16 protein-coding genes are annotated in these 17,463 nt (G+C 72.9%); 6 read left to right on the top strand and 10 right to left on the bottom strand.

Annotated features, from left to right (window positions below):
* On the bottom strand, positions 1-936 hold the full coding sequence (lipA, locus tag ABZS66_RS03965) for a lipoyl synthase (protein ID WP_354754879.1): 936 nt from the start codon (positions 934-936) through the stop codon (positions 1-3).
* A gap of 101 nt (positions 937-1,037) precedes the next feature.
* Here lipA and ABZS66_RS03960 point away from each other — a divergent pair, with 101 nt between their 5' ends.
* The gene (locus ABZS66_RS03960; protein ID WP_354754877.1) at positions 1,038-1,613 is read left to right on the top strand and encodes a hypothetical protein; all 576 of its coding nucleotides are present in this window, start codon (positions 1,038-1,040) and stop codon (positions 1,611-1,613) included.
* On the opposite strand, the gene lipB is transcribed toward ABZS66_RS03960, so the two are convergent.
* Positions 1,597-2,229, bottom strand: coding sequence for a lipoyl(octanoyl) transferase LipB (gene lipB, locus ABZS66_RS03955; protein WP_354754875.1), 633 nt, complete (start codon positions 2,227-2,229; stop codon positions 1,597-1,599). The two genes, ABZS66_RS03960 and lipB, sit on opposite strands and share 17 nt — an antisense overlap.
* A 143-nt stretch (positions 2,230-2,372) precedes the next feature.
* Here lipB and ABZS66_RS03950 point away from each other — a divergent pair, with 143 nt between their 5' ends.
* Positions 2,373-3,584, top strand: a complete 1,212-nt coding sequence (locus ABZS66_RS03950) for a PHB depolymerase family esterase (protein ID WP_354754874.1) — start codon at positions 2,373-2,375, stop codon at positions 3,582-3,584.
* Here the strand turns inward: ABZS66_RS03950 and ABZS66_RS03945 are convergent.
* From ABZS66_RS03945 to lpdA, 3 genes are all read right to left on the bottom strand, one after another.
* A complete protein-coding gene (locus ABZS66_RS03945) occupies positions 3,581-4,471 on the bottom strand; it encodes a TIGR01777 family oxidoreductase (protein WP_354754872.1) in 891 nt (296 codons plus the stop codon). The two genes, ABZS66_RS03950 and ABZS66_RS03945, sit on opposite strands and share 4 nt — an antisense overlap.
* Positions 4,472-4,547: 76 nt before the next feature.
* Positions 4,548-6,302: a 2-oxoglutarate dehydrogenase, E2 component, dihydrolipoamide succinyltransferase gene (sucB, locus tag ABZS66_RS03940; protein ID WP_354754870.1), complete on the bottom strand. Its 1,755-nt coding sequence runs from the start codon at positions 6,300-6,302 to the stop codon at positions 4,548-4,550.
* Between the two features lie 22 nt (positions 6,303-6,324).
* A complete protein-coding gene (gene lpdA, locus ABZS66_RS03935) occupies positions 6,325-7,707 on the bottom strand; it encodes a dihydrolipoyl dehydrogenase (RefSeq protein ID WP_354754868.1) in 1,383 nt (460 codons plus the stop codon).
* A 202-nt stretch (positions 7,708-7,909) separates the two neighbouring features.
* On the opposite strand from lpdA, the gene ABZS66_RS03930 reads away from it, so the two are divergent.
* Complete coding sequence (locus tag ABZS66_RS03930) at positions 7,910-8,221, top strand: hypothetical protein (RefSeq protein WP_354754866.1); 312 nt, start codon at positions 7,910-7,912, stop codon at positions 8,219-8,221.
* 2 nt (positions 8,222-8,223) lie between these two features.
* Here the strand turns inward: ABZS66_RS03930 and ABZS66_RS03925 are convergent, their stop codons facing one another.
* Positions 8,224-9,783, bottom strand: coding sequence for a leucyl aminopeptidase (locus ABZS66_RS03925; RefSeq protein WP_354754864.1), 1,560 nt, complete (start codon positions 9,781-9,783; stop codon positions 8,224-8,226).
* A gap of 106 nt (positions 9,784-9,889) precedes the next feature.
* On the opposite strand from ABZS66_RS03925, the gene gcvT reads away from it, so the two are divergent.
* Positions 9,890-10,981 (top strand): glycine cleavage system aminomethyltransferase GcvT, encoded by a 1,092-nt coding sequence (gcvT, locus tag ABZS66_RS03920; protein WP_354754862.1) that lies wholly within the window; start codon positions 9,890-9,892, stop codon positions 10,979-10,981.
* Between the two features lie 30 nt (positions 10,982-11,011).
* Here the strand turns inward: gcvT and ABZS66_RS03915 are convergent, their stop codons facing one another.
* Together ABZS66_RS03915 and ABZS66_RS03910 are read right to left on the bottom strand one after the other, a co-directional pair.
* Positions 11,012-11,923, bottom strand: coding sequence for an adenosylcobinamide-GDP ribazoletransferase (locus tag ABZS66_RS03915; protein ID WP_354754860.1), 912 nt, complete (start codon positions 11,921-11,923; stop codon positions 11,012-11,014).
* Positions 11,911-13,674, bottom strand: a complete 1,764-nt coding sequence (locus ABZS66_RS03910; RefSeq protein ID WP_354754858.1) for a bifunctional adenosylcobinamide kinase/adenosylcobinamide-phosphate guanylyltransferase — start codon at positions 13,672-13,674, stop codon at positions 11,911-11,913. The genes ABZS66_RS03915 and ABZS66_RS03910 overlap by 13 nt, the downstream gene beginning before the upstream one ends.
* A gap of 105 nt (positions 13,675-13,779) precedes the next feature.
* Between ABZS66_RS03910 and ABZS66_RS03905 the strand changes: the two genes are divergently transcribed.
* The gene (locus ABZS66_RS03905; protein WP_354754856.1) at positions 13,780-13,980 is read left to right on the top strand and encodes a hypothetical protein; all 201 of its coding nucleotides are present in this window, start codon (positions 13,780-13,782) and stop codon (positions 13,978-13,980) included.
* A gap of 3 nt (positions 13,981-13,983) precedes the next feature.
* Complete coding sequence (locus ABZS66_RS03900; protein ID WP_354754854.1) at positions 13,984-14,775, top strand: site-2 protease family protein; 792 nt, start codon at positions 13,984-13,986, stop codon at positions 14,773-14,775.
* Between the two features lie 45 nt (positions 14,776-14,820).
* On the opposite strand, the gene ABZS66_RS03895 is transcribed toward ABZS66_RS03900, so the two are convergent.
* Positions 14,821-15,819: an aldo/keto reductase family protein gene (locus ABZS66_RS03895; RefSeq protein WP_354754852.1), complete on the bottom strand. Its 999-nt coding sequence runs from the start codon at positions 15,817-15,819 to the stop codon at positions 14,821-14,823.
* Positions 15,820-15,842: 23 nt separating this feature from the next.
* Positions 15,843-17,463, bottom strand: a 1,621-nt coding sequence (locus ABZS66_RS03890; protein WP_354754850.1) for a WG repeat-containing protein, incomplete at its 5' end; no start/stop codon positions are given.

The following is a 17,463-nucleotide window of genomic DNA, read 5'->3' as shown; positions in this document are numbered from 1 at the left end:
TCAAGCCTTCAGCGCCCGGCTGTCCAGCGCCTGGCGGTACAGCCGCCCGGCCCGGTAGGAGGAGCGCACCAGCGGCCCGCTGAGCACGCCCGCGAAGCCGATCTGCTCGGCCTCCTCGCGCAGCTCGACGAACTCCTCGGGCTTCACCCAGCGCTCGACCGGGTGGTGGCGGGGCGTCGGCCGGAGGTACTGCGTGATGGTCACCAGCTCGCACCCGGCCTCGTAGAGGTCCCGCAGCGCCTGGGTGACCTCGGCACGCTCCTCGCCGAGCCCCAGGATCAGGTTCGACTTGGTGACCAGCCCGGCGGCGCGCGCCTGCGTGATCACGTCGAGCGAGCGCTCGTACCGGAACGCGGGCCGGATCCGCTTGAAGATCCGCGGCACCGTCTCGACGTTGTGCGCGAGGACCTCGGGCCGGGCGGCGAACACCTCGGCGAGCAGCGCCGGGTCGCCGTTGAAGTCCGGGATCAGCAGCTCGACGCCGCAGCCGTCGACCAGCCCGTGGATCTGCCGGACGGTCTCCGCGTAGAGCCACGCGCCCCCGTCGGGCAGGTCGTCGCGGGCGACGCCGGTCACGGTGGCGTACCTCAGGCCCATCGTCGCCACCGACTCGGCCACCCGCCGCGGCTCGTCCGCGTCGAACTCGGCCGGCTTCCCAGTGTCGATCTGACAGAAGTCACAACGACGCGTGCATTGGTCGCCGCCGATGAGGAACGTCGCCTCGCGGTCTTCCCAGCACTCGTAGATGTTGGGACAGCCGGCTTCCTGGCAGACCGTGTGGAGGCCCTCGCGTTGGACGAGGCCCCGCAGATGCGTGTATTCGGGTCCCATCTTCGCCGAGACCTTGATCCACGGTGGCTTGCGCTCAATCGGCGTCTCCGCGTTTCGCGCCTCGATGCGCAGCAGACGACGACCTTCGGGAACAACGGCGGTCACCTGACGAAGACTACGCCGGGTGCTTGCCCAAGCGCTGGGAACGCGATTGACGTCACGTTCGCGAGGTTTCTGAATACTCGGGTCCGGTAACCACCTCAGGTGTGGCGCTGAACGACACGTTGGTGGTCTTCGCCGACGGCAATCCGATCGATGTACTGCGGGCCTGCCCGGTGCTGGACAAGCCCGCCACGAGAGCCCTCGCCGAGCGGCTCTTCCCGGCGGCGGACGTCGAGGAGATCGGCGACGTGCTGCTGCGCGACGCGCTGAACCCGCCGGCCGGCGTGGTCTACGTCGGCTGCTTCGCCGGCCTCGACCTGGTCTGCAGCTGGCACCTGACGCCCCGGCGGCCGTCCGAGCTCGACCCGGTGGTCCTCGCGGCGACGCGGCGGCGCAACGTGTACCTCCACGCCGCGCACGGCGACGCCGAGTGGTGCAGCTACGGCCTGTGGCGCGACGGCAGCGGGGTGCGCCTGCGCAGCGTCTGCCCCGACCCGGCGGTCCGCGAGGACGAGGGCGAGCCGCTGCCGTTCGAGCGGTCCGGCGACGACGCGGACCTGACCTGCCGGTCGATGCACGCACTCTTCGGCTTCCGGTGCGACGAGGACGGGGACCGCCTCGACGACGTCGACCCGGAGGTGATCCCGGTCGTGGCCTACCGCGTCAGTACAGCGTCGTGAGGTGCCGCTCGACGACCGGCAGGACCTCCTCGACGGTGACGTCGCGGCCCAGCTCGGCGGAGAGCGAGGTCACGCCGGCGTCCCGGATGCCACAGGGGACGAAGATGTCGTACCGCGACAGGTCGCAGTCGGCGTTCAGCGCGAACCCGTGCAGGGTCACCCCGCGCGCCACCCGGATCCCGATCGCGGCGACCTTGCGGTCGGGGCCGCGCTCGTCGGCCGGCACCCACACGCCGCTGCGGCCGTCGACGCGGACCGTCGCCAGCCCGAACTCGGCGCAGACGTCGATGAGCAGCTGCTCCATCCGCCGCACGTAGGCGACCACGTCGACCGGGTCGGCGAGCCGGATGATCGGGTAGCCCACCAGCTGGCCCGGCCCGTGCCAGGTGATCTTCCCGCCGCGGTCGACGTCGATCACCGGCGTGCCGTCGAACGGCCGGTCGGCCGGCTCGGTCCGCTTGCCGGCCGTGTAGACGCTCGGGTGCTCGAGCAGCAGCACCGTGTCGGATTGCGCGCCGTCGGCGACGGCCTCGTGGATCCGCCGCTGTTCGGCCAGGGCGGCCTCGTAGTCGACGAGTCCCGCCCTGACGATCTGTAGCCCAAGAGTGCTGGTCACGGATGCAGCCTAACCCCGCGGCCCGGTCAACTCGCCAGGCCTGGAATGTGTGGCTTCCGGACATAGTGATGCGTCGAAGTTCACACCTAGCGTGGTGCTCCCCACAACGTCTCCCTTCCGGAAAGGGCACCGCCATGCCCAGGATGTTGCGCCTGATCCTGCCGTTGCTCGCGATGGTCGCGGCCGCCACCGGCCTCACCGTCGCCGCCTCGCCCGCCTACGCCGCCAGCCTGACCAGCGTCGCGAGCTTCGGCTCCAACCCCGGCAACCTCACGATGTACAGCTATCGCCCCGACGGCATGCCCAGCGGCGCGCCGCTGGTGGTGGCGATGCACGGCTGCACCCAGAACGCCACCGACTACTTCACCAACGCGGGCTGGCGCAAGTACGCCGACCTGTGGAAGTTCGCCCTGGTCCTGCCCGAGCAGAAGTCGGCCAACAATGCCACCAGCTGCTTCAACTGGTTCGAGACGGGCGACACGGCCCGCGGTGGCGGCGAGGCGCTGTCGATCCGGCAGATGGTCGACTACGCCGTGGCCAACTATGGCGTGAACGCGTCCCGGGTCTACGTCACCGGCCTCTCCGCCGGCGGCGCGATGACCGCCGTGATGCTCGCCACGTACCCCGACGTGTTCGCCGGCGGCGCCATCATGGCTGGCATCGCGTACCGCTGCGCGACGTCGACGCTCAACGCGTACAGCTGCATGAACCCCGGCGTCGACAAGACCCCGGCGGCGTGGGGCGACCTGGTCCGCGCCGCGTACTCCGGCTACTCGGGCGCCCGCCCGCGGGTCGCGATCTGGCACGGCACCTCGGACACCACGGTCGCCCCGGCCAACGCCACCGAGCTGCGCGACCAGTGGACCAACGTGCTCGGCGTGTCCCAGACCCCGACCTCGACGGCGTCGCTGCCCGGCGGCACGTCGCTGTCCGACTACGGCGACAAGGTGAAGGTGTACCTCGTGTCCGGCATGACCCACGCCACACCCGTCGACCCGGGCAGCGCGACGGAGCAGTGCGGCACCGCCGGGACCTACTACAAGGACACCATCTGCTCGTCGTACTACCAGGCGAAGGACTGGGGCCTCGACAACGGCACGGCGTCGCCGACCGCGTCGCCGACCGTGTCCCCGACCGCCTCGCCGACGGCGTCGCCGACCCCGTCCCCGACTGCGGGCCCTTGCGTCCGCGCCTCCAACTACGCGCACGTCAGCGCCGGGCGCGCCCACATGAGCGGCGGCTACGTCTACGCCAACGGCTCGAACCAGAGCATGGGCCTCTACAACGTGTTCACCACGCACGGCCTCCAGCAGACCGGCGCGAACTACTGGGTGATCGCCGACTCCGTCTGTTAGGCGCGGACGGCCCAGGCCAGGGCCTGGCGGACGGTCGGGTGGCGGAAGACGAAGCCCTGCTCGGTCAGTACCGCCGGAAGCACCCGCTGGCTGGCCAGGGCCTCGCCCGCGAACTCACCCGCGACCGTCCGCAGCGCGAGGCCCGGCACCGGGAACAGGTGCGGGCGGCGCAGCTCGGCGGCGAGGGCGTCGGCGAACTCCGCGTTACGCACGGGCTCCGGGCCGGTGAGGTTGACCGGCCCGGAGACGTCGTGGTCGAGCAGGAACGTCACCGCCTCCAGCCAGTCCGGGACCGATATCCACGGCCAGTACTGCCGGCCGCTGCCCATCCGGCCGCCCCCGAACAGCTGGAACTGGACGTACAACGGCCGCAGCAGCCCGCCGTCGCGCGCCAGCGGCAGGCCCGTGCGCAGCAGCGCGACCCGGGTGCCGGCCAACTCGGCGGGCTCGGTCGCGGCCTCCCACACCTTGCACAGGTCCGCGAGGAACGAGTCGCCGGCCGGGGCACGCTCGTCCACGGCCTCGTCGCCGGTGTCGCCGTAGTAGCCGACGCCCGACGCGCTGAGCAGCACCCGCGGCCGCGGCTCGGCGGCCGCGACCGCCCGGGCCAGCGTCCCGGTGCTGTCGACCCGGCTGGCCACCAGGACCCGCTTGTACTGCGCGGTCCACCGCCGGTCGCCGACCCCGGCGCCGGCCAGGTTGATCACCGCGTCGGCCCGCTGGATCAGCGCCGTGTCGACGAACTCGGCGACCGGGTCCCACTCCACCTCGTCGGCGGCGCGCGGCGGCCGGCGGACGAGCCGGGTCACCTCGTGGCCGGACCGGCGCAGGTGCGGCACCAGCCGCTTGCCGAGGAACCCGGACGCTCCCGCGATCACGATCTGCATGGGCTCCATCATTCCCGGAAATGCCGAAGGGACGCCCCGCACCCGGCGGGACGTCCCTTCGATCGGGCGTGCGGGCCTACAGGCCCAGGTCGGCCTCGAAGTGGCCGGCCTCCAGCCGCTCCTTCACCGTGGTGAGGAAGCGGGCGGCGTCGGCGCCGTCGACGATGCGGTGGTCGTACGACAGGGCGAGGTACACCATCGACCGCGGCGCGATGATCTCACCCAGGTCGGGGTCGTTGACGACGACCGCGCGCTTCACGACCGCGCCGGTGCCCAGGATGGCCACCTGCGGCTGGTTGATGATCGGCGTGTCGAACAGCGCGCCGCGGCTGCCGGTGTTGGTCAGCGTGAACGTGCCGCCGGTGATGTCGTCCGGGTTGAGCTTGTTGGTGCGGGTGCGGTCGGCCACGTCGGCGATGCGCTTGGCCAGGCCGCCGAGGTTGAGGTCGCCCGCGTGCTTGATGACCGGGACGATCAGGCCCTTCTCGGTGTCGACCGCCATGCCCAGGTGCTCGGCGTCGTGGTACGTGACAGTGCCGGCCTCCAGGTCGATCGAGGAGTTCACCGACGGGTGCACCCGCAGGGCCTCGACCGCGGCCAGGGCGAAGAACGGCAGGAACGACAGCTTCACGCCGTGGGTGGCGAGGAACTGGTCCTTGGCCTGCGCCCGCAGCTTCGCGACCCGGGTCACGTCGACCTCGACGACCGTCGTGAGCTGGGCCGAGACCTGCAGCGACTCGACCATGCGGCGGGCGATGAGCGCGCGCATGCGGGTCAGCTTCTGGGTCTGGCCACGCAGCGGGCTCGGCGCCGCCTTGGGGGCCGGTGCCGCCTTGGTCGCGGCCGGCGCCGCGGCGGGGGCCACGACCGGCTTCGCCGCGGCCGCCTTGGCCTTGGCCGCGGCGTCGAGGACGTCCTGCTTGCGGATGCGGCCGCCGACGCCCGTGCCGGCCAGGCCGGCCAGGTTGACGCCGTGCTCGGCGGCGAGCTTGCGGACCAGCGGCGTGACGTAGCCGGCCTCGTCGCCCTCCACCTTGCCGTTGCCGCCGGCGGTGACGCTCGTCGCCGGGCCGGCCTCGACCGGGGCGCCGGCCGCGGGCTGCGGCTCGGCCACCTTCGGCGCGGCGACCTTCGGCTCCGGCTTGGGCTCGGCCTTGGGCTCGGCCTTCGGCTCCGGCTTGGGCTCCGCCTTCGCGGGCGCGGCGGCGGCCGGGGCACCGCCCGCGGCCCCGATCACGGCCAGGTCGGCGCCGACCTCGACGGTCTCGTCCTCCTGGACCTTGATCTCCAGCAGCGTGCCGGCGACCGGCGACGGGATCTCGGTGTCGACCTTGTCGGTGGAGACCTCGAGCAGCGGCTCGTCGGCCTCGATCTGGTCGCCGACCTGCTTGAGCCAGCGGGTGACGGTGCCCTCGGTGACGCTCTCGCCGAGCGCGGGCATCTTCACCGCGGTGCCCTCGCCGCCACCGGTGGCCTGCGGCGCGGCGGCCTGCGGCTCGGGCGCGGCGGCCGGCGCCTCGGGCTCCTGTGCGGGCTCCGGCTCGGCCTCGGCGGCCTCAGCGGGGGCGGCAGCGCCGCCGGACCCGCCCTCCGCGCCGTCGCCGATCACGGCGAGCTCGGCGCCAACCTCGGCGGTCTCGTCCTCCTGCACGACGATGCGCGTGAGGACGCCGGCCGCCGGCGACGGGATCTCGGTGTCGACCTTGTCGGTGGAGACCTCGAGCAGCGGCTCGTCGGCCTCGACCTGGTCGCCTTCCTGCTTCAACCAGCGGGTGACGGTTCCCTCGGTGACGCTCTCGCCCAGCCGGGGCATGGTGACCGATACCGGCATCTGAAACTACTCCTAAAGGTTCTTAGTGGACGTGGAGCGGCTTGCCGGCGAGCGCCAGGTGCGCCTCACCGAGAGCCTCGTTCTGCGTGGGGTGCATGTGCACGAGCGGGGCGACGTCGCCCGGGAACGCCTCCCAGTTGTAGATCAACTGGGCCTCGCCGATGAGCTCGCTGACCCGGGCGCCCACCATGTGGACGCCGACGACCGGGCCGTCCTTGACCCGGACCAGCTTCACGAAGCCGGCGGTCTTGAGGATCTGGCTCTTGCCGTTGCCGGTGAGGTCGTACTGCACCGTCTCGACGTTGTCGCCGTGCAGCTCGCGGGCCTTCGACTCGTTGAGGCCGACCGAGGCGACCTCCGGCTCGGAGTACGTCACGCGGGGGATGCCCGCCTCGTCGATCACCTGCGGGTGCTGGCCGGCGATCTCCTCGGCCACGAAGATGCCCTGCTGGAAGCCCCGGTGGGCGAGCTGGACACCCGGCACGATGTCGCCGACGGCGTAGACGCCGGGCACCGAGGTGCGCAGCCGCTCGTCGGTGAGGACGAACCCGCGCTCCATCTTGACGCCCTGCTCCTCGTATCCCAGGTTGGCGGTCGTCGGGCCGCGGCCGACGGCGACGAGCAGCAGCTCCGCCTCGATCGTCTCGCCGCCCTGGATGCTCACCCGGACCCCGCCGTCGGTGTGCTTGACGTCCTCGAACGGCTTGCCGACCTTGAACGCGATGCCGCGCTTGCGGAACGCGCGCTCCACCGCCTTCGAGCTGGCCTCGTCCTCGACCGCGAGCAGCCGCGGGAGGGCCTCGACGATCGTCACGTCGACGCCGAAGGACTTCCAGGCGCTCGCGAACTCGCAGCCGATGACGCCGCCGCCGAGGATCACCGCGGACGCCGGCACGTGGTCGAGGTTCAGCGCGTGCTCGCTGGTGATCACCCGCTCGCCGTCGACGACCAGGCCCGGGAGGGTCTTCGAGTACGACCCGGTGGCCAGGACGATGTTCTTCGCCGAGTACCGCGTGCCGCCGACCTCGACGGCGTCGGGCGCCACCAGGCGGCCCTCGCCCTCGATCAGCTGCACCTTGCGTGCCTTGGCCAGGCCCTGGAGGCCCTTGTACAGCTTCGTGACCACGCCGTCCTTGTAGGCGTTGACCGCCTTCATGTCGACGCCGTTGAACGTGGCCTGGATGCCGAACTGGTCCGCCTCGCGTGCCGCGTCGGCGACCTCGCCGGCGTGCAGGAGCGCCTTGGTCGGGATGCAGCCGCGGTGCAGGCAGGTGCCGCCCAGCTTGTCCTTCTCGACCAGCGCGACGGAGAGGCCGAGCTGCGCGGCGCGGAACGCGGCCGCGTAGCCGCCGCTGCCGCCGCCCAGGATCAGGACGTCGAAGGAGTTGGCGTGTGGGTCGCTCACGAATTCTCCCAGGTGATGCACGGGCCCGGTGACCCGTGGCGGTGCGAATGCGGGGTTCGCCCTTCGCATGACGATCCTTGGCCATCTTGTCACTTGCGCTGCCCGCCTGCGACGGTAGGTGCCCCCACGGGCGGCGACTGGGACACTGCATACATGCCCCGCCGTCGTACGCTGGGCGCCAACTCATAGAGGAGGAGCGATCGTGGCATGGTTTCGCCGACGCAGGCCGGCGGCCGGTGGGCGCACCGCGAGCCGTGAGGATCTCGCCCACCTCGAGGAGTTCGTGCGGTCCCGGCGCGGGGTCGAGGGCTTCATCGAACCGCGCACGACCGTGACGGAGACGACACTTCTGCTCATCGCCCATGACGGCGAGTGGACCCGCCGGCGCATGGAGAGCCCTCAGGCGGCGCGCCAGTTCGCGCACCGCCTGAGCATGCCGATCTACGACACGGCGCTGGTCGGCTATCCGCAGCGGATGCGCGACTACAACGCACGCAACAAGCGCGCCACCTAGCACTACCGCTCGCCGGCGATCTCCTCGACCAGGTCGATCAGGGTGCGCACCGACACGCCGGTGCCACCCTTGCTCCAGTAGCCGAACGGCTCGCCGGCGTGGTAGCTGGGGCCGGCGATGTCGATGTGGGCCCACTGGACGCCCTCGGCCACGAACTCGGACAGGAACACCCCGCCCTGCAGCATGTGGCCGGCCCGGTCCATGCCCGCGTTGACCTGTGAGATGTCCGCCACGTCCGACTCCATGCCCTTGCGGACGTCCTCGGGCAGCGGCATCGGCCACATCGGCTCGCCGGTGCGCTCGCCGGCCTCCCGGACCCGCTCGCACAGCTCCGGCGTGCCCATGACCCCGGAGATCCGCTTGCCGAGCGCGATGACCTGGCCGCCGGTGAGCGTCGACACCTCGAACAGGTAGTCGGGCTCGTCCTCGCAGGCCCGGGCGATGGCGTCGCCCAGGATCATGCGCCCCTCGGCGTCGGTGTTGAGCACCTCGACCTGCTTGCCGTTGTACATCGACACGACGTCACCCGGCCGGTACGCGCTGCCGGAGGCCATGTTCTCGGCCATCGGGGCATAGCCGACCACGGCCACCTTGGGCTTGAGCTGGGCGATCGCGATCATCGCCGCGGCGACCGCCGCCGCCCCGGACATATCGGACTTCATCTCCCACATGCCGGCCGCCGGCTTGATCGACACGCCGCCGGTGTCGAAGGTGATGCCCTTGCCGACGAGCGCCACCCGCCGGGTCGCGCCGGCCGGCTCGTAGGCGATGCGGACCAGCCGCGGTGCCGCGGCCGACCCCAGGCCGACGGCCAGGATGCCGCCGTACCCCTGCTTCGCGAGCGCCTTCTCGTCGAGCACCGACACCGACAGGGACACCTCGCCGGCCGCCGCGGCCACCGCGTCGGCGAACTGCGGCGGGCGCAGCTCGTTGGGGGCGGTGTTGATCCAGTCGCGGGTGCGCGCCACCGCGGCGGCCACGGTGACCGAGCGCTTGAGCGCCGCCTTGGCCGCCTTCGAGGCGGTGTCCGGCACGTGTACCAGGGCCTTGCGCAGCGGCTCGCGGCGTCCCGCGGCCGCCTTGGTCTTGTACCCCGCGAAGCGGTAGGCGCCCAGCAGCGCGCCCTCGGCCACGGCCCGGACACCCGCCGTGAGCTCGGCGTCGGTCCCGCCGTCGCGGTCGGCCACCGGTAGCACCAGGGCGGCCGAGGCCGACCCGGCCAGGGCCCGGGCCGCCGCGCCGGCCGCCCGGCGCAGGGTCTCCGCCGCCGGGGCGGCGCCGGCGGGCTCCGGGCCGAGGCCGACGGCCACCACCAGGGGCGCGGCGACGGCGCCGAATGCGGCGAGCTTCGTCACCTCGCCGACGGCGCCGGTCGCGCCGAGGACGCGCAGGGTCTCGGCCAGCCCGCCGCCCGGCCGGTCGCTGAACGCCGCGGCGACGCGCTCGGCGCCGGGGGCGAGCAGCAGCTTGGCATCGCCGCCCTCGTGGGCGTACACGCCGATGACGACGGCGTCGACGGCGAGCTCGGCTGGGTCGGTGTCGGCCAGGGTCAGGGAGGTCACTCGGGCTCCACATCACTGATGGTGTCGTCTCGGTGCGTTCACCGCAGCTTCAGCATGCCGCCGAATCGGGTGCTGGACACGATAACCAACGCGATAGGTTGCGGACATGACCCAACCCTTGCGGCACCCCGCGTTGTATCACCGCCATGCGGCGCTCGGTGCCAAGTTCGCGGCGTTCGGTGGCTGGGAGATGCCCTTGGAGTACGCCGGGGGTGGCGTGCTCAAGGAGCACACCGCCGTCCGGGAGGATGTGGGCGTCTTCGACGTGTCCCACCTGGGCAAGGCCCGGGTGCGCGGCCGGAGCGCCGCCGCGTTCGTGAACCGCTGCCTCAGCAACGACCTCGACCGCATCGCCGCGGGCCAGGCGCAGTACACCCTGTGCCTCGCCGAGGACGGGGGCGTGGTGGACGACCTCATCGCGTACCGGTTCGGCGACGACGACGTGTTCCTCATCCCCAACGCGGCCAACACCGCCGAGGTGGTGGGCCGGCTCGCCGCCGCCGCCCCGAACGGCATCTCGGTCGTCGAACAGCACGAGCTGTTCGCCGTCCTCGCCGTGCAGGGCCCCCGCTCGGCCGAACTGCTGGCCGGCCTGCACCTGCCGACCGACCACGACTACATGAGCTTCACCGTCTCCGCCTACGCCGGCACGGACGTCGTGGTCTGCCGCACCGGCTACACCGGCGAGCACGGCTACGAGTTGGTCGTGCCGTCCCACGACGCCCACACCCTGTGGGACGCGATCGTCGGGGCCGGGGCCCGCCCGTGCGGCCTGGCCGCCCGCGACACGCTGCGGACCGAGATGGGCTACCCGCTGCACGGCCAGGACCTCTCCCTGGAGATCAGCCCCGTCCAGGCCCGCGCCGGGTGGGCGGTGGGCTGGAAGAAGCCGGAGTTCTGGGGCCGGGAGGCGCTGACCGCCGAGAAGGAGGCCGGGCCGCGGCGCCTGCTGTGGGGGATCGAGGCCCTCGACCGGGGCATCCCGCGGGCCCACATGACGGTCCTCGCGGGCGACACCCCGATCGGGGAGGTGACGAGCGGCACGTTCTCGCCGACCCGCAAGGTCGGCATCGGCCTGGCGCTGATCGACACGGCGTCGGGCGTTGGCGAGGGCGACGAGGTGGCCCTCGACGTGCGCGGCCGGCGCTCCCAGGTGCGCGTCGTGAAGCCCCCGTTCGTGAAGTCCTCCGTCCGCTGACCCGCTGCGAGGCCCCGCCCCGGCGGGGCCTCACGCGGTGGCGAGCACCACGAGCGCGGCCATGGTGGAGAGCTCGACGGCCCCGCCGATGACGTCCCCGGTGACCCCGCCGAACCGCCGCCGCGCATGGGCCGTGAGTCCCCAGGCGACGGCCACGGCGGCGCCGACCGCGACCGGCCCGCGGACGGGGTCGACGAGTCCGGCGAGCCCGGCGATGACCAGCGCGGACACGGCGATCAAGGGCAGCGGGACGGTCTCCGCGACGAGCGCGCCCAGGCCCTCGGCCCGGGCGGCCGGCAGCCCCCGCCGGCACGCGACGGTCGCGGCGAGCCTCCCGGCGGCGAACGCGACGACGACCACCAGCACGACGTGCAGCGCGCCCGGCATGCGGTCGAGCGCACCGAGGAACGCGTCCACCGCCCCGCCGCCGCCCGCTTCGGCCCCGCCCACGCCTGTGCCGCCGCCCGCGCCGCCGGCCCCGTCCGCGCCGCCGCTCACGCCGCCGCCCGCTCCCGCGCCGCTCGCACTTGCGCCGGACAAATCGGAAATGCCGGAAATGATCGATGAAAGCGCCGCCGCGTCGACCAGCAGTACCAGTGCGATGGCCGCCACACCGAATGGGCCGATGTCCGACTTTTTCATGATTTCCAGGGCGCGGTCCGGCGGCGCGTAGGAGCCCAGGCCGTCCGCCACGTCCGCCAGCCCGTCGACGTGCAGCGCTCGCGTCAGCAGCACCGCCGCCCCCACCAGCAGCGCCGCCGTCAGCAGGGGCGCCGCGCCCAGCGCCACCGCGGCCCATCCAAGCAGGCCCAGGACCAGGCCGAGCAGGGCGCCGGCCAGCGGCGCCAGCGCCATCGCCACCCGGGCCGTGGCGCGGTCGAAGCGGTCGGCCCGGACCGGCGCGACCGTGAACAGGCTCAGGGCGAGCCTCAGACCTCCCACGACGGTTTCACGTACGGCATCTCCGCGGTCGGCGAGTCGGCCACCACCCGCTGGATCTCCGCCTCGATCCGCTCCTGCTCGCTGAGCTCGTCGGGCGGCGGCGGGGGCGCGGCCGGGGTGGCCGCGGCGACCGTCAGCGCCGTGTTGACCAGCGGGAGCGCCGCCAGGGCCGTCGCGCCCTCGCCCAGGCCGAGCTTGAGCGACAGGAACGGGGTGACGCCGAGCACGTCGGCGGCGAGCTTCACGGTCGGGTTGTCGCCGTGGTCGGGCATGAGCAGCCAGTGCCGGGTCTGCGCGCCGTAGTCGCGGGCGACCAGGCCGGCGGCGACGCCGACCGGGCCGTCGACCATGATCGGCAGCTTCCGGGAGGCGGCGCCGATGAGCAGGCCGGTGGCGACCGCGAGGTCGCCGCCGCCCAGCATCGACAGGATCGCGTGCGGGTCGCGGCTGCGGGCGCGGATGCGGTGCCGGGCGTCGCGGACCGCGGCGACCTTGCGCATCCAGGCCGCGTCGTCGACGAAGCCGGCCGCGTTGGTCACCCGGCCGAGCAGGGCGGCCGGCTCGCCGCCGGTGAGCACCGCCACGACGGCCGCCGCGGCGGCGTCGGAGCCCGCCCCGCAGGAGGCGAGCACGAGCAGGTCGACGCCCTCGTTGGCGGCCGCGTCGGCGAGCCGCCAGCCCAGCGTGAGGGCGGCGTCGACGCTCGCGTCGTCGAGCGCGTCGTGCAGCTCGGCCGGCCCGGCCTCCGGGCAGTCGATCGCCTGGACGCTCGCGCCGGCGGTGGCGGCGAGCATCGCGATCGTGCCGGTGCCCTCGACGACGTCCTCCAGGCGCTGGTCGGCCGCCCCGGCCGAGTCGCCGGCCGCGAACCCGCCGGCCCGGTCGCCACGCAGCACGATGACGCGGGGCTGCTGGAACGGGCGCGGGTCGGGCCGGCCCTGCACGCCGCCGGCGAACCGGACGACCGGCACCAGGCCGCCCAGGCCGGCGCCGTTGAGCCTGAGGGTCAGCAGCCGCTCGGCGGCCTCCGCCGCGGTCGCCTCGTCGGGCAGCGGCAGCTCCAGGCCGGGGGCGAAGGACAGCAGGTCGCCGCCGTCGGCGGTGGACAGCACGGAGCCGGCCCCGGCCGACTCGAAGACGAAGGGCGCCTCGGGCACGGCGAGCGGCTCGGTCTGCTCGCGGCTGCCGGCGTTGCCGACCAGCTCGCCGCCGCGCAGCCAGCTGACCTCGCCGGCGACGACCAGGGCGACGCCGTCGCAGGCCGCGGCGACCCGCTGGTTGAGCAGGCCGCTGCCGTCGGCGAACGTGCGGCCGGCCTCGGTCGCCGGCATGACGGCCAGGCCGACCTCGGGCCCGACGAGCACCAGCAGCGCGGCCGGGCAGCCGCGGACGGCGTCGGCGAGGGCGCCGATCGGCCGGTCGGCCGCGGCCGGGTCGGACCAGTCGCCCGCCCCGTCGTAGATCGCGGTCAGCCAGCCGCCCAGGTCGTCCACCAGGACGACCTCATCCGGCTTCGTGCCGGTGAGCAGCTCCATGAGGCGCTCCGGCTCGGCGCCGACCTCCTCGGTCAGCCAGCTCTCCGGCCGCCGGGCGCGGTGCGCGGCGAGCCGGGCCGACCAGCCCGCGTCGGGCGTCCCGCCCGGTGACTCGGGAGACGTCGCGACGTAGCGCACCCTGTCAGCACCGGCGACGAGCGCCTCCGCCACTTCCGACTTCCCGGACCGGATTCCTCCGAGCACCAGCAACCGCATGCGGCCTACTGTATGGCCCGCTGCGCACTTTCCGGTGGCCGGAGTCGGCGCAGCGCGCTGGGGCCGATACGCTCGATGTCATCTACCTGGGACAGGAGTGTGACCATGGCGTGGACGTGGCGGTTCGAAGACGCTGAGCGCCGGCCGGTCGACGGCCCGAACGAGGCGTTTTCCAGCCAGTCCGACGCGGAGTCGTGGCTGGGGCAGACCTGGCGCGACCTGGTGGCAAAGGGCGCCGCGACGGCGATCCTCACCGAGGACGACCGCACGGAGTACAAGATGAGCCTGTTGCCGACGGGGGGCTGACGGGTGTCGTACGGCCGCTACACCAACAGTGTCGCGCGGCTGCCCCGGGAGGCGTTCCGGCCGAGCCCCATCTTCCTCGGGCTGGTGGCACTGTTCGTGGTCACCGGCTGGATGACGTGGGCCGGGTTCGGCAACGTCACCATCAACGTGTTCCTGTTCGTGGCCGCCGGCTGGACGATCTCGCTCTGCCTCCACGAGTATGCGCACGCCGTCGTCGCGTTCAAGGGCGGCGACCACGACATCGCGCACCGCGGCTACCTGACGCTCGACCCGCTGAAGTACACCCACCCGCTGCTGTCCATCGTGCTGCCGCTGGTCTTCGTGCTGCTCGGCGGCATCGGCCTGCCGGGTGGCGCGGTGTGGGTCAACCACTCGGCGGTGCGCAGCCGGTTCGTCGACAGCCTGATCAGCTTCGCCGGTCCGGCGACCAACCTGGTCCTGGCCGTGGTGATGGTGCTGCCGTTCAGCCTGGGCTTCGCCGAGACCGGCCACCTGGACTTCTGGGCGGCGCTCGCGTTCCTGGCGTTCCTCCAGCTCACGGCGAGCGTGCTGAACTTCGTGCCGATGCCGGGCGTCGACGGCGGCAACCTGGTCTTCCCGTGGCTGTCGCCGCAGTGGCAGCGCGGCTTCAACCACGTCGCGCCCTACGGCATGCTGCTGCTCATCGCCCTGTTGTGGTCCCCGGTGATCAACAACTGGTTCTTCAACGTCGTCTACAGCCTCGGCGACGCCATCGGCCTGCCGTCCTACCTGGTCGGCGACGGCTACGACCTGTTCAAGTTCTGGAACTTCTGATGCTGTGCTGAGGGGGCCGGCCCGCGGCCGGCCCCCTCAGCGTTGCTACGGCCGCTGGGCCGGGCTCTGGGTGAGCGCCGGGTCGCTGACCACGACCGGTGCGAGCACCTCGTCGATCCGCTTGAGCAGCTCCGCGTCGAGCTTGACACCCGACGCCTTCACGTTGTCCTGGAGCTGCTCCGGGCGGGTCGCGCCGACGATGGCCGACGACACGTTCGGGTTCTGCAGCACCCAGGCGACACCGAGCTGGGCCATCGTCAGGCCGGCCTGCTCCGCCAGGGGCTTCAGCTGTTGTACCGCGGCGAGCACGTCGTCCTTCAGCAGCCGCGAGATGAAGTTCGCGCCCGACTTCTCGTCCGTCGCCCGCGACCCCGCCGGCGGCGGCTGGCCCGGCAGGTACTTGCCGGTCAGGACGCCCTGGGCGAGCGGCGACCAGACGATCTGCCCCACGCCGAGCTCCTCCGACGCCGGGACGACCTCGGCCTCGATCACGCGGTAGAGCGCCGAGTACTGCGGCTGGTTGGAGACCAGCTGGACGTGCAGCTCGCGAGCGAGCGCGTGCGCGGCGCGGATCTCCTCCGCCTTCCACTCGGAGACGCCGATGTACAGCGCCTTGCCGCTGCGCACCACGTCGGCGAACGCCTGCATGGTCTCTTCCAGCGGCGTCGAGTAGTCGAAGCGGTGGGCCTGGTAGAGGTCGACGTAGTCGGTCTGGAGGCGGCGCAGCGACCCGTTGATCGACTCCAGGATGTGCTTGCGGGACAGCCCGCGGTCGTTGCGACCGGGCCCGGTCGGCCAGAACACCTTGGTGAAGATCTCCAGGCCTTCGCGGCGCTGCCCCTTCAGCGCGTCGCCCAGGACGGCCTCCGCCCGGGTGCCGGCGTAGACGTCGGCGGTGTCGAAGGTGGTGATGCCGAGGTCGAGGGCCGCGTGGACGCAGGCGGTGGCCTGGTCGGCCTCGACCTGCGAGCCGTGGGTGATCCAGTTGCCGTAGGAGATCTCGCTGACGAGCAATCCCGAACGGCCGAGGTGTCGAAACTCCATACCCCGACCCTATCGGTCGCTCCTTACATGACGGGGCGGGTGTCCGCGAGGAGGCGGTCGATCTCGTCGGTGACGCCGGTGCGGCTGGCGAACGTCGCCTCGATCACGGTCCGCCCGCGCCGGTCGAGCGCGCCCCAGCGCTGCGAGTCGTCGGCGATGAGGAACGCTACCGGGTGGATCATCAGCGTGTGGTGGATCGGCGGCACCAGGACCCGCCCGGAGCGGTCGACCACGCCCTTGCGCCCGTCGAGCGACACGACGGCGAGCCCCTCGTCGCTGAAGCCGTCGATGTACCGCCCGTCGAGCAGCGCGGTGGCGAAGCCGTCGTACTGGAACGACACCACGACCCGCCCGACGCTGTCGACGGCGCCCCAGTGCCGGCCCCGGCGCACGGCCGCGACCCCGCGCCGGAACGGGCGCACGTCGTCGTAGCCGGTCGAGATGAGCACCGCGTTGGTCTTGTCGATCGCGATCCAGCGGGTGGTGCCGTCGCGCGACACCCAGGCGACGCCGTCGGAGAAGCTGCCCACGCCGAGGTAGCCGGCGGTCGGCTCGATGAGCACCCGGCCGCTGTCGTCGATGAGCTCCCAGCTCTCCGAGCCCTGCCGCTGCACCCAGGACACGCCGTCGCGGAACGGCTGCACGTCGAGGTAGCCGGGGCCGATGACGAAGTTGCCCTCGGGGTCGATGTAGCCCCAGCGCTGGGTCTGCTCGTCGAACGCCGGCGAGGGCGGCTTGCGGATCTGCAGGGTCTCCTCGCGGGTGCGCGGATACGGGCCCCAGCCCTTCTCGGCGACCCGGCGGAACACCGCGTCGAGCGCCAGCTCGGTCTGCGCGATGAGCTCCGGGTCCTCCTCCTTGCGCAGGTCGAGGGCCCGCTCGAAGTGGTTGCAGGCCTCCATGTAGCGGCCCTGGTCGTAGGCGCACTTGCCGGCGTGCTGGTGCATCGTGGCGCGCAGCCGGTCGGGCAGCTCGCTCGAGTTGGCCAGCGTGAACAGCCGGTCGGCCTCCTCGAACTCCTCCCGCCACTGCAGCACGTGGGCCAGGCGGGCCTGCGCGATCGCGATGCGGCGCAGCTCGCCGGTCGCCTCGGCGTGCGCGAGGGCGAGCTTGCCGTCGGCGAACGCCTTGGGCAGGTCGCCGAGGATCCGCGACACGACCGCCCGCAGGCTGAGCAGGCGGGCCCGGGTGGGGTTGTCGGCGACACCGTTGAGCTTCGCGGTGAGCTGGTCGCGGATGTCGGTGAGCTGCTGTACCTCGTCGCCCTCGATCTGCTCGCGCAGCGTGTCCGGGTCGAACCGCCACACGAACGACGCCAGCACCTGCTCGGGGTCGGGCGCGCTCGGCGGGGCCGGCTCGGCGCGCGGGCCGGGCGGCGACTGCGGTGCGATCGCGGCGAGCTCGGGCGGGAACCCGTCGGCGCCGGGCCGGACGATCGGCAGGTACCCGGTGGCCTGGAGGCCGTCGACCCCGGCCCCGGTGAGCGGGGCGGAGCGGTACCCGCCCATCGCGGTGCCCTGCTGGACGGCCGGCGGCTCCACCTCGGGCGGCGGCTCGGCCGCCGGGGCGACGTCGAGGCGGGCGGAACCGTGCTCGCCGACCTGTCGTACGGCGCCGCGGCGGCTCGGGTTGCTGAGGAGATCC

The sequence above is a fragment of the Dactylosporangium sp. NPDC005572 genome, assembly GCF_040605515.1.
In the GTDB taxonomy this organism is placed as follows: Bacteria; Actinomycetota; Actinomycetes; order Mycobacteriales; family Micromonosporaceae; genus Dactylosporangium.
Note: the sequence above shows the minus strand (reverse complement) of the source record. Positions and strands in the feature narration are given on the sequence as shown.

Excerpts from the sequence above, each read along its gene's own strand:
- ABZS66_RS03895 (WP_354754852.1), bottom strand. The coding sequence starts at position 15,819 with ATGGAGTTTCGACACCTCGGCCGTTCGGGATTGCTCGTCAGCGAGATC.
- gcvT (WP_354754862.1), top strand. The coding sequence starts at position 9,890 with ATGACCCAACCCTTGCGGCACCCCGCGTTGTATCACCGCCATGCGGCG.
- ABZS66_RS03910 (WP_354754858.1), bottom strand. The coding sequence starts at position 13,674 with ATGCGGTTGCTGGTGCTCGGAGGAATCCGGTCCGGGAAGTCGGAAGTG.
- ABZS66_RS03950 (WP_354754874.1), top strand. The coding sequence starts at position 2,373 with ATGTTGCGCCTGATCCTGCCGTTGCTCGCGATGGTCGCGGCCGCCACC.
- ABZS66_RS03905 (WP_354754856.1), top strand. The coding sequence starts at position 13,780 with ATGGCGTGGACGTGGCGGTTCGAAGACGCTGAGCGCCGGCCGGTCGAC.
- sucB (WP_354754870.1), bottom strand. The coding sequence starts at position 6,302 with ATGCCGGTATCGGTCACCATGCCCCGGCTGGGCGAGAGCGTCACCGAG.
- ABZS66_RS03945 (WP_354754872.1), bottom strand. The coding sequence starts at position 4,471 with ATGCAGATCGTGATCGCGGGAGCGTCCGGGTTCCTCGGCAAGCGGCTG.